General features: G+C 27.4%; 13 protein-coding genes. 12 read left to right on the top strand and 1 reads right to left on the bottom strand.

Features of this window, described 5'->3' with window-relative positions; all coding sequences use genetic code 11:
* The first annotated feature begins 61 nt into the window (after positions 1-61).
* A complete protein-coding gene (locus Q7K47_07750; protein ID MDP0507095.1) occupies positions 62-865 on the top strand; it encodes a glucosaminidase domain-containing protein in 804 nt (267 codons plus the stop codon).
* Positions 866-900: 35 nt separating this feature from the next.
* Here Q7K47_07750 and ybaK read toward each other — a convergent pair whose 3' ends face one another.
* Positions 901-1,371, bottom strand: a complete 471-nt coding sequence (gene ybaK, locus Q7K47_07755) for a Cys-tRNA(Pro) deacylase (GenBank protein MDP0507096.1) — start codon at positions 1,369-1,371, stop codon at positions 901-903.
* 110 nt (positions 1,372-1,481) lie between these two features.
* Here ybaK and Q7K47_07760 point away from each other — a divergent pair, with 110 nt between their 5' ends.
* The 11 genes from Q7K47_07760 to Q7K47_07810 form a co-directional block, all read left to right on the top strand.
* On the top strand, positions 1,482-1,835 hold the full coding sequence (locus tag Q7K47_07760; protein ID MDP0507097.1) for a RidA family protein: 354 nt from the start codon (positions 1,482-1,484) through the stop codon (positions 1,833-1,835).
* A 22-nt stretch (positions 1,836-1,857) separates the two neighbouring features.
* On the top strand, positions 1,858-2,997 hold the full coding sequence (locus Q7K47_07765) for an ABC transporter ATP-binding protein (protein ID MDP0507098.1): 1,140 nt from the start codon (positions 1,858-1,860) through the stop codon (positions 2,995-2,997).
* Positions 2,984-3,823 carry an ABC transporter permease gene (locus tag Q7K47_07770; GenBank protein MDP0507099.1) on the top strand — a complete coding sequence of 280 codons (840 nt, stop codon included), beginning with the start codon at positions 2,984-2,986 and terminating at the stop codon, positions 3,821-3,823. Before Q7K47_07765 ends, Q7K47_07770 begins: the two co-directional genes overlap by 14 nt.
* Positions 3,816-4,589 (top strand): ABC transporter permease, encoded by a 774-nt coding sequence (locus Q7K47_07775; GenBank protein ID MDP0507100.1) that lies wholly within the window; start codon positions 3,816-3,818, stop codon positions 4,587-4,589. The genes Q7K47_07770 and Q7K47_07775 overlap by 8 nt, the downstream gene beginning before the upstream one ends.
* 64 nt (positions 4,590-4,653) lie before the next feature.
* Complete coding sequence (locus Q7K47_07780; protein MDP0507101.1) at positions 4,654-5,433, top strand: peptidylprolyl isomerase; 780 nt, start codon at positions 4,654-4,656, stop codon at positions 5,431-5,433.
* Positions 5,434-5,555: 122 nt separating this feature from the next.
* Positions 5,556-6,608: an AbrB family transcriptional regulator gene (locus Q7K47_07785; protein ID MDP0507102.1), complete on the top strand. Its 1,053-nt coding sequence runs from the start codon at positions 5,556-5,558 to the stop codon at positions 6,606-6,608.
* A gap of 78 nt (positions 6,609-6,686) precedes the next feature.
* On the top strand, positions 6,687-7,343 hold the full coding sequence (locus tag Q7K47_07790; GenBank protein MDP0507103.1) for a GntR family transcriptional regulator: 657 nt from the start codon (positions 6,687-6,689) through the stop codon (positions 7,341-7,343).
* Positions 7,344-7,605: 262 nt separating this feature from the next.
* Positions 7,606-8,589, top strand: coding sequence for a tripartite tricarboxylate transporter substrate binding protein (locus Q7K47_07795; GenBank protein ID MDP0507104.1), 984 nt, complete (start codon positions 7,606-7,608; stop codon positions 8,587-8,589).
* 139 nt (positions 8,590-8,728) lie between these two features.
* Positions 8,729-9,163, top strand: coding sequence for a tripartite tricarboxylate transporter TctB family protein (locus tag Q7K47_07800; protein ID MDP0507105.1), 435 nt, complete (start codon positions 8,729-8,731; stop codon positions 9,161-9,163).
* A 16-nt stretch (positions 9,164-9,179) separates the two neighbouring features.
* On the top strand, positions 9,180-10,694 hold the full coding sequence (locus tag Q7K47_07805; protein ID MDP0507106.1) for a tripartite tricarboxylate transporter permease: 1,515 nt from the start codon (positions 9,180-9,182) through the stop codon (positions 10,692-10,694).
* A gap of 134 nt (positions 10,695-10,828) precedes the next feature.
* On the top strand, positions 10,829-11,026 hold a 198-nt coding region (locus Q7K47_07810), incomplete at its 3' end, for an oxaloacetate decarboxylase subunit alpha (protein ID MDP0507107.1).

Genomic DNA, 11,026 nt, shown 5'->3' on the forward strand with positions numbered 1-11,026 from the left:
AATTTTATTTTTTTTAAAAAATATAGTATACTGTATATCAGATTTAAAAATAGGAGGAAAGATGAAGGAAATAAATAAATTTTTATTTAGTTTTATATTTGTTTCTCTTCTTTTTATTCAAGAAGAGAAATGTATGGGAAGTTTTTTTAAGAAAGAATCAATAATAACTGATATTAAATATGAAAAAATAGAAGTAAATAAACTAGAGGACATATATAGTGAAAGAGAAGGAGATTTTGTATTTAGTGAACTAAATATTGACCTTAGAAAATTATCTGTAGTCAAAAGAAAAGAAGCTTTTATAAGATTGATGCTACCTTCAATAAAGGTTGTTCATAAAGAAATTTTGAATAATAAAAGGATAGTATCTATTTTAAAAAGTAGAGAAAATTATACACTTGAGGAAGAAGAATATTTAAAAAGAATATTTAAAAAATATAAAGTAAAGTATAAAGATTTTAAAACATTAGAATCAAAAATGGTAATATATCCAACTTCTTTAATTTTAGCTCAAGGAGGATTAGAAAGTGCTTGGGGAACTTCAAGATTTTTTAGAGAGGGTAATAATGCTTTTGGAATATGGTCTTCAAATAAAACTGAACCAAGGATAGCTGCAAAATCTTCAAGGAAAACTTTTACTGCTCATTTAAGAAGTTATGGAACATTAAAAGAAACGGTAGAAGATATATGTATGCTAATTTCAAGAGCTGAGGCATATAAAAAAGTAAGAGATTATATTAATGAAGGAGAGAATTCTTATAAAATCGCAGAAGGGTTGATTAGATATTCAGAAGAAGGAAGAGTTTACGTAAAAAAAATAAAAGGAACATTAAAATATAATCATTTAGAAAAATATGATAAATAAAAAAGAAGAGGAATTTCCTCTTCTTTTTTAATAGGTTAGATAATTATATCTCCGACATTAATATTTAAATAATTAATTAAATCTTTAGGTGTTATTTCAATTTGAAGTCCTCTTACTCCTCCACTTAAAACAATAGTTTTATGTTTTAAAGCACTTTCGTGTATAAAAGTAGTGTGTTTTTTCTTTATTCCAATAGGAGAACATCCTCCTCTAACATAACCAGTATAGGAAGTTAAATCTTTTAAGTGTAACATCTCTACTTTTTTGCATTTAGCTAATTTTGCAAGTTTTTTTAAATCAATTGAATCTCCTCCTGGAATACAAGCAATGATAAGTTCTTTTTTTTCATTAAGCAAAGACAGAGTTTTAAATATAATTTCTAAATCAAGACCAGTTTCTAAAGCAACATGAATAGCTCCTAAGTCATTTTCATCAACTTTATATTGTTTTAAATTATATTTGATTTTATGTTTATCTAGTTCTCTAACAGCGTTAGTTTTTTTCATTTAAGGCCTCCTAAAAATATTCTAATTGTTATTTTAACATATTTTTAAAAAAAATAGAAATTATGATATAATAAAAACAGATGAGAGATTAAAAAATTAGGAGGAAAAAAATGATAAAAAGATATAATCAAGGGAAAAGATTAAGTGAAGCTGTTATATATAATGGGGTGGCATATTTATGTGGACAATGCTGTCATGAAGAAAATGAGGGAAAGAAAGATGTGAAATGTCAAACAAAAGAAGCTTTAGAAAATATAGAAAGAGTTTTAAAAGATATAGGATCTGATAAAACTAAAATATTATCAGCTACAATTTATTTGAAAGATATTAGTTACTTTGATGATATGAATGAAATATGGGATAATTGGGTATTAGATGGGTACTCTCCAGCTAGAGCTTGTGTTGAAGCAGCTTTGGCAGAAAAGGAATTATTAGTAGAAATAGTAGTAACAGCAGCAGTATAATTTTCATTTTAGGAGGACAAGATTGAAAAAAGAAAGTATTTTTATTAAAGGAATTAATAAATCTTTTAATGGTGAAGTAGTTTTAAAAAATATAGATTTAGAAATTAAAGGGGGAGAATTTTTCTCTATTTTAGGACCTTCAGGTTGTGGAAAGACAACATTACTTAGAATATTAGCAGGATTTATTGAGGCGGATAATGGAGTTGTGTATTTAGGAAATAAGGATATATCAGATTTACCGTCTAATCTTAGGCCAATAAATACTATATTTCAAAAATATGCTTTATTTCCTCATTTATCAGTATATGAAAATATAGCTTTTTCTTTAAAATTAAAAAATAAATCTAAACAGTTTATTGATGAAGAAGTAAAAAAAATGCTTAAAATGATAGATTTAGAAGGATATGAAAATAAAAAGCCTAATCATTTAAGCGGTGGACAACAGCAGAGAGTATCCATAGCAAGAGCGTTAATAAATAAACCTAAAGTTTTATTGCTTGACGAGCCATTATCAGCTTTAGATGCAAAGTTAAGACAAACATTATTGATTGAGTTAGACAATATACACGAAGAAGTAGGTATTACTTTCATATTCATAACTCATGATCAACAGGAAGCACTTTCTATTTCTGATAGAATTGCAGTTATGAATAAAGGTGAAATTCTTCAAGTAGGATCTCCTGCAGAGGTTTATGAATCTCCAGATGATATGTTTGTTGCAGATTTTATAGGAGAAAATAATTTTATTGAGGGAAAGGTTATAAAAATTAATAGTGAAAATCATGCTACTTTATATAATAAAAAATATGGAGAGATACTTTTTGAAATAGATAAAGAAATAAACTTAGGAAATAAAGTTAAGTTATCAATAAGGCCGGAAAAAATAAAAGTTACAAAGAGCTTTCCTAAAAAAATAGATAATAGATTTAATGTTTTGAAGGTTTATGTTCATGAAGTTATATATACAGGTTTTCAAAGTAAATATTTTGTATGGGTAAATGGAAATGAAAATATTTCTATGAGAGCCTTTAAACAGCATGCTATTTATTTTGAAGATGATGATACTAGTGTTAAGTGGGATGAGGAAGCTTATATTTCTTGGAATTCAGAAGATAGTTATTTAGTAGAAGTTGTTGAGGGTGAGTTCAATGAGAAAAGATAAAAAGGGAATAAACTATACATTACCAATAACTTTATGGCTGACTATTTTCTTTTTAATTCCTATGGGAATAGTTTTGATTTATTCATTTTTAAAGAAGGGACTTTATGGGGGAGTTGAACTAGAGTTATCTTTTGAGGCGTTTAAAATATTTTTAAATCCAATGTTTTTAAAAATAGTATTTAAAACAATTTTAATGAGTTTAGGAGTAACTATTATAACTTTAATAATAGCAGTTCCAACTGCTTATTATATTGTTAAATCTCCATATAAAAAAATGTATATTTATCTCATAATAATACCATTTTGGACTAACTTTTTAATAAGAATTTACTCATGGATGGCTATTTTGGGACATAATGGTTTTGTAAATATGTTTTTAAAAAAAATAGGATTGATAGATAGTTCAATACAATTTTTATATAATACAGGAGCGGTTATTTTAATTTCAGTTTATACAAGTTTACCGTTTGCAATACTTCCATTATATTCAATAATAGATAAATTTGATTTTTCTTTAATGGATGCAGCTAGAGATTTAGGAGCAACCAATAAAGAAGCTTTTTTTAAAGTGTTTTTACCAAATATAAAGTCAGGAATATTTACAGCAGGAATATTTACTTTTGTTCCTATGTTAGGTTCTTATGTTATTCCTAAATTAGTTGGGGGGGTTAATTCGATATTTATGGGAAACGTTATTGCTCGGCAATTAACTGAAACTAGAAATTGGCCATTAGCAGCAACAATATCTTCAGTTTTAATATTAATAACAATGATATTTGTTTTATTAGGTTCAATAACTAAAAAAAGAGGTGGTGATTATGAATAAAAGAAAAACATCTTTATTTTTCTTTATTTTTTCAATGGTATTTTTTTATTTACCTCTTTTAGTAATAGTTATTTATTCTTTTAATGAGGGTAAATCAATGGTCTGGCAAGGATTTTCTGTAAAGTGGTATAAGGAATTATTTTTATACTCAGATGAACTTTGGAGAGCTTTTAGATATAGTATATTTATAGCAATAATTTCAAGTGTCGTTTCTACAACGTTAGGAACTTTAGGAGCGATAGGTATTCATTGGCATAAATTTAAATATAAAAAGTATTTAAAAGTGTTGGGATATTTACCACTAATAGTTCCAGATATTATAATGGGGGTATCTCTTTTAATATTATTTGTAACAGTTAAATTAAAGTTAGGTTTGATAAGTATTATAATTGTTCATACAACATTTAATATACCTTTTGTTTTATTTATTGTTTTAGCAAGGTTGTCAGATTTAGATTATTCAATTGTAGAAGCTGCGTATGATTTAGGAGCAACAGAAATGGAAACTTTAAAAAAAGTTATAATACCAATGTTACGTCCTGCTATAATTTCAGGTTTTTTAATTGCAATAACTCTTTCTTTTGATGATTTTGTGGCAACTTTTTTTGTGGCAGGACCAGGAATAACAACTTTACCTTTAAGAATTTATTCAATGATTAGGTTAGGAATATCTCCGGTAATTAATGCGTTATCAGTTCTATTTATTGGTTTTGCAGTCACCTTAACATTATCAACAACGAAATTACAAAAATATTTTATAAAATAATTAAACTAAATATTGAAAAAGTCAGTCAAAAGGTAGTAATTATATTTGTTTGGAGGAAAAAATTATGAAAAAATATTTAAAAACAATTCTTATATCAATGACTTTAGTTCTTTTAGGAGGATGTTCTTTTATAGGAGGAAATAAAGCGGAAAGAATAGCTAAGTATAATGATATCAGAGCAACTTTTGTGACAACGCAAGGAGAAATAAGCTTTTATTTATATCCAGAGGCAGCACCAATAACAGTTACAAATTTTGTTAATTTAGCATTAAGAGGTTATTATGATAATACGATATTTCATAGAGCTGTTGAAAATTTTATAGTACAAGGTGGAGATCCAACAGGAACAGGAAAAGGAACTCCAGGTTATAAAATAAAAGATGAATTTGTAGATTGGCTAGATTTTTATCAAACAGGAATGTTAGCAATGGCTAATGTTGGGCCTAATACAGGTGGAGGACAATTTTTCATAACTCTTTATCCAGCAGATTTTTTGAACCAAAAACATACTGTTTTTGGAGAAGTAATTTCTAGAATAGATGGAGAAAGAATTAAAAAATTAGAAAAAGGAGACGTTATAAAAACTATAAAAATAACAGGTCACGCAGATTTACTTTTGGCAATGAATCAAAAGCAAGTGAAAGAATGGAATAAAAAAATAGATAAAAAGTATCCTAAGTTAAAAAAATATCCATTGAAACCACTTTCTGACTTTGGACCAGAAGTAAATGAATATAAAAAAGAATTAGAAAGAATATATACTCCTAAACAAAAAGAAGAAGAAGATAAAGAATATATAGTACCCAAATTAATAAGAGCAGTTGAAAAAAAGCTTCAAGACTAATAAATGACCCCGTTAATGAAAATTTATTAATGGGGTCATTTGTTTTAAAATAAAGTTTTACAAAACAAAAAAAATTATATACAATTATTATAAAAAATAAAAAAATTTAATTGGGAGGAGAAATGAAAATTTTTGTGCTAATTTTTTTAGGAATAATTGGTGGTAGAATAGCTAAAAAATTAAAAGTTCCAGCAGGATCTATGTTAGGTTCTATCTTTGTAATGATTATTTATAATTATTTTTTCAAAGAAATAATATTGTCATCTAATTTTAGAATATTAGTTCAAATATTAACAGGAGCATATATAGGATCAAAAATTCAAAGTAAAGATATTAAAGAATTTAGATACATATTAAAGCCAGCTCTTATTATTTTGTTAACTATGGTATTTTTAAATTTAATAATGGTTTTTTTTATGCTTAAATTTACAGATATGGATTTTGTAACAGCAGTGTTTGCAACTTCTCCAGGAGGACTTTCAGATATGGCAATAATTGCTTATGACTTTGGAGCGGATGTGGGTAAAATTACAATCTTACAGTTAGTAAGACTTCTTTCTGTAATAATAATAATTCCTAGTATAATTCAAATTTTATTGAAAAAATTTAATTATATTTCTATTGAAGAAAAGAATATAAAAAAAATAGTTAGAAAAAAATTATCAAAAGAAGAAGACATATTAAAAATAATGATAACTTTTATAATAGGACTTTCTGGAGGAATATTAGGAACCATCTTAAATATACCTGCAGGTCCAATGACTTTTGCGATGATATTTACAGCAATATATAATATAAAATTAAAAAAAGCATATTTTCCATCAAAGATTAAAGATTTAGCTCAAGTTTTAGCAGGGATTTTGATAGGGTCAAAAGTAACTATTGATGATATAATTCAAATTAAAGCAATAGGTGTTCCTGTTTTAATTGTTATTGTAGGTTTTATTTTGATGAATATTATATTGGGAACTTTGGTTTATAAAGCGAGTGATTTTAATTTAGCTACTTCCTTTTTTTCAGCTTCTCCAGGAGGTATGACAAATATTTCTATAATTGCAGAAGATTTTGGAGCAGATACTCCTAAAGTTACTATTATTCAATTGATGAGATTGATAGGGATAATAGCTTTTTATCCAATCTTTATAACTGTAGCTATAAAGATATTAAAGATTTAGGAGAAATGTATACAATAAAACAATAAAATGTGATACAATATTAAATATTTATATTTAAATACATTTAGGGGGCAGTTTATGTTAAAAGGAAGAAAAAATATAAGTGATTATATATATGACACAATAAAAGAGGAGTTTATTTCTGGAGAATTGGAATTTGGAGATAAAATCGTAGAGACAGAATATTGCAAAAAATTAAATGTAAGTAGAACTCCCTTAAGAGAAGCTATAAAAAAGTTAGAAATAGAAGGAATAGTTGAAAGGTCATTAAATGGTAGAATAAAAATAATGGATATGGATGAAAATAGAATTAGAGAGATGGCTAAAATAAGAATGGCATTAGAGGATATCATTCTAGAGAATGTAGGCAGAAGTAAAAATTTAAAAGAAGCAATTAAGGAATTAAAAGAAAATTTAAAACTTACAAAGTTTCAAATCTCTTCTGAAAATTGGAGAGAGGCAAGAAAATTATTTGTAGAATATAATGATATTTTATATAAATACTCTGAGTTAGAATTCACAATAAAAATTTTAAATTCATATACTTTTATATTGTCTAAGCTTAGAAAAAAAGCTTTAACAGAAAATGAAAGAGTTAAAGAAGCTTATGAAGAGCATGTTACAATGGTAAAATTTCTTGAAGAAGGAAAAATAAAACAGGCTAAAGATCTAAATAGAAAACATCTATTTTCTTCTAAAACAGCAATTATAAAATATTTTAATAATAAAAAATAACTTAAGATAAAAATAAAAAATCTAAGGATTTTATTCCTTAGATTTTTTTTATTTTTTAGTAAACTATAATAGAACAATAAAAATTAAAATGAGACCATATCTTTAGAAAAAAAACTAAATTCATATAAAATAAACTTGACAAAGAGAGATAAATAAAATATAATTACCTCAAGAATAAATGTATACAATTACACAAATGCTGAATGTGGTTGTATTCCATTAAATTTAAATAAAAAATATATGCAGCAATTAAGGAGGGGTTATGAGTTTTAAAAATTTAAGAAATGTATTATTAGTTTCTGCTATGGTTGGTTTATCTGCGGTAAGTTTTGGGAAAATAAAACGTATAGATGGTTATCCAAAGAGACCAGTTGAAATGGTTGCACCTGGTGGAGCTGGTGGAGGCTGGGATTTAACAGCGAGGACAGTTTCTAAAGTTTTAAAAGATGAAAAAATAATTACAGTACCTACACCAGTTGTAAATAGACCTGGCGGAGGTGGAGGAGTAAACTTAGCTTATATGCAATCAAAAAAAGGTAATGGACAAATGGTATCTATTTATTCGCCACCTTTAATTCTAACAAAATTAACAGGAACCTCTGAATATGGATACGAAGATACAACTCCAATTGCTGGTTTAATAGCTGATTATGGAGCATTTGTAGTTGGGAAAAACTCTAAATTTAAAAATATTAATGAGGTAATGGATGCTTTAAAAAGAGATCCTAAAAGTGTAAAAATAGGAGGATCTTCTTCTGCTGGAAGTATGGATCATATTCAATTTTTACTTATGGCTAAAGCTGCAGGAGTTGAAAATTTAAAAGATATTGACTATGTAAGTTTTCAAGAATCAGGAGTTACTCAAATTTTAGGAGGGCATATAGATTTATTTACTACAGGTTTATCTGAGGTAAAAGGATTAATGGCTTCAGGAAATCTAAGAGCATTAGCCTCAACAGCTGATAAAACTATAAATGGAGTTCCTAGTTGTAAAGAAGAAGGAATAAATGGTACATTTGTAAACTGGAGAGGAATTTTTGCTAATCCAGGAGTTGAAACTAATGTAGTTGAATATTGGACAAAAGCTATGGAAGAAATGGTTAAAACTAAATCGTGGAAAGAAGCATTAGTTAGAAACGGTTGGGATAATAATTTTATGGTTGGAAAAGATTTTAGAAATTTCTTAGCTAACCAGGAGAAAGATTCAAAGGGAATATTAAAAGAAATAGGAATGTTAAAAGATTAATAAAAATTAAATTATTCCGTGAATATTTATTCACGGAATAATTTAAAAATAATAAACTAATATAAATTTATTATTTTTAAATTATAAATTTTATAATTATTTTATCAATTTTATTTATTAAATTATTAAGGAGAAAATTATGACAGGAATTATTTCAATAGTTTTAGGAATTCTTTATTTGATAGGAATGATGCAAATAGAGCTAGCTGCAATTGGACATCCTCATGCACCAATATACTTTCCAAGTGCATTGGGATTAGGAATGATAGGATTAGGGATTGCTCAATTAATTAAAGATAAAAAAATTAGTATACATCAATATTTAAATGATGAAACAATTCCAATGATATTAAAAACAGCGGGAATTATAATTATTTATGCAGTGTTATTTGTTCCTGCAGGATATGTTATTTCAACAATGATATTTATGTTTATGATGTTGTATTTATTTAATGGTAAAAATAAAATAAAAAGAACAGTAATAACAACAATTATTTTTAGTATATTAGTATATGTTGTTTTTTCAAAATTATTGGGTGTTTATTTACCAGTGATGCCATTTATCTATATTTAATAGGAGGTAAAGTTTAATGGATACATTAGGATTTTTGATGCAAGGAATGGGTGTAGCTTTACAACCAATGAATTTATTTTGGGTTACATTAGGAGGAGTTTTAGGGACAATAGTAGGTATGCTACCAGGGCTTGGGCCAGCAACAGGAGTAGCTGTTTTATTACCGATGACTTTTTCTATGGGACCAGAGGCAGCAATGATTACAATGGCAGGTGTATATTACGGGGCTATGTATGGAGGATCAAGAAGTTCAATTTTAATAAATACTCCAGGAGATGGGGCAGCAGTTGCAGCTACATTTGATGGTTATCCTATGGCTAAAAAAGGAAAAGCAGAGTCAGCATTAGCAATTTCAGCAATAGCCTCATTTTTTGGTGGAGGGATAGCAATTATATTTATGGTGTTTTGTGCAAATACAGTCGCACAATTTGCACTGAAATTTGGGCCATCAGAATATTTCATGTTAATGGTATTTGCTTTGACTGCAACGGCTGCAATGTCTAGAGGAAATATGGTAAAAGGATTTATTTCGATGATTATGGGACTAATGATTTCAACAGTTGGGCTAGATGCTTTATCAGGAGTTCAAAGATTTACTTTTGGAATAATGGAACTTCAAGGAGGAATTGATTTCTTAGTAGTTATAATAGCTATTTATGCTTTAGGAGAAGTATTTAAAAGTTTTAAAAATATAAATAAAGAAAGAGTTGAGATGCAAACTAAATTTGGAAAAATTTGGATAACCAAAGAAGAATGGAAAAGAACTAAATGGCCAATACTTAGAAGTGCTCCATTAGGATTTTTTATAGGAGCATTACCAGGTGCAGGAGGAACAATGGCATCATTGATGGCTTATAATAATGAAAAGCAAATGTCTAAACATCCAGAAAAATTTGGAGAGGGAGAAATTATTGGATTAGCAGCCCCAGAGTCAGCTAATAATGCGGCTTCTGTGGGAGCTTTTATTCCCATGTTATCTTTAGGAGTTCCAGGATCAGGAACAACAGCTGTAATGATGGGTGCTTTATTAATGCTAGGAATTCAACCTGGACCAATGTTATTTGTGCAACATCCAAATGTAGCTTGGGGATTAATTGCAAGTATGTTTGTCGGAAATATTGTATTAGCAATAGTAAATATTCCTTTAGCAGGATTATTAGTTAGAGTTTTAGCAATACCTGAAAAAGTTTTATATCCTCTTGTTTTAGGACTTGCATTTGTAGGAACTTATGCAATTGGAAATTCAACGATTGATTTCTTTTTACTGTTAGTATTTGCATTAGTTGGGTATATAATGAATAAAGAAAATATACCAACTTCTCCTTTAATTTTAGCTATAATAGTTGGAAACATGATGGAACAATCATTTAGACAAGCAATGGTAATTTCTAATAATAATTTAGGGACATTTTTAAAATCAGGAGTTTCAATTACATTATTTATTTTAGCTATAGGTAGTGTTTTGGTATCTATCTATAAGACTCATCAAGATAAGAAAAAATTTAAAAAATTAGACGAAAAAAATAGTTAAGAAAAATTTGGTATAAGAAGTTATATATAATTGAAGGGGGACCTATAGGTTGCCCTTCAAATAATGTATTTTAAGTAAAAATCTCAGTCAAAGAAATTGTATACAAGAATACATATAATGTTAGAGGAGGATAAATGCGACAGTTAAAAATAACTGATACATCTTTTAGAGATGGACAACAATCATTAATAGCTACAAGACTGACTACTGAAGAAATAATGCCGATAATTGAGAAGATGGACCAGGCAGGTTATTATTCAATGGAAGTTTGGGGAGGAGCAACATTTGATTCATGTATTAGATTTTTAAATGAAGATCCTTGGGAAAGGTTA

Source organism: Fusobacterium sp. JB019, from assembly GCA_030673965.1.
In the GTDB taxonomy this organism is placed as follows: domain Bacteria; phylum Fusobacteriota; class Fusobacteriia; order Fusobacteriales; family Fusobacteriaceae; genus Fusobacterium_B.

Excerpts from the sequence above, each read along its gene's own strand:
- Q7K47_07750 (MDP0507095.1), top strand. The coding sequence starts at position 62 with ATGAAGGAAATAAATAAATTTTTATTTAGTTTTATATTTGTTTCTCTT.
- ybaK (MDP0507096.1), bottom strand. The coding sequence starts at position 1,371 with ATGAAAAAAACTAACGCTGTTAGAGAACTAGATAAACATAAAATCAAA.
- Q7K47_07760 (MDP0507097.1), top strand. The coding sequence starts at position 1,482 with ATGATAAAAAGATATAATCAAGGGAAAAGATTAAGTGAAGCTGTTATA.
- Q7K47_07770 (MDP0507099.1), top strand. The coding sequence starts at position 2,984 with ATGAGAAAAGATAAAAAGGGAATAAACTATACATTACCAATAACTTTA.
- Q7K47_07775 (MDP0507100.1), top strand. The coding sequence starts at position 3,816 with ATGAATAAAAGAAAAACATCTTTATTTTTCTTTATTTTTTCAATGGTA.
- Q7K47_07780 (MDP0507101.1), top strand. The coding sequence starts at position 4,654 with ATGAAAAAATATTTAAAAACAATTCTTATATCAATGACTTTAGTTCTT.
- Q7K47_07785 (MDP0507102.1), top strand. The coding sequence starts at position 5,556 with ATGAAAATTTTTGTGCTAATTTTTTTAGGAATAATTGGTGGTAGAATA.
- Q7K47_07790 (MDP0507103.1), top strand. The coding sequence starts at position 6,687 with ATGTTAAAAGGAAGAAAAAATATAAGTGATTATATATATGACACAATA.
- Q7K47_07795 (MDP0507104.1), top strand. The coding sequence starts at position 7,606 with ATGAGTTTTAAAAATTTAAGAAATGTATTATTAGTTTCTGCTATGGTT.
- Q7K47_07800 (MDP0507105.1), top strand. The coding sequence starts at position 8,729 with ATGACAGGAATTATTTCAATAGTTTTAGGAATTCTTTATTTGATAGGA.
- Q7K47_07805 (MDP0507106.1), top strand. The coding sequence starts at position 9,180 with ATGGATACATTAGGATTTTTGATGCAAGGAATGGGTGTAGCTTTACAA.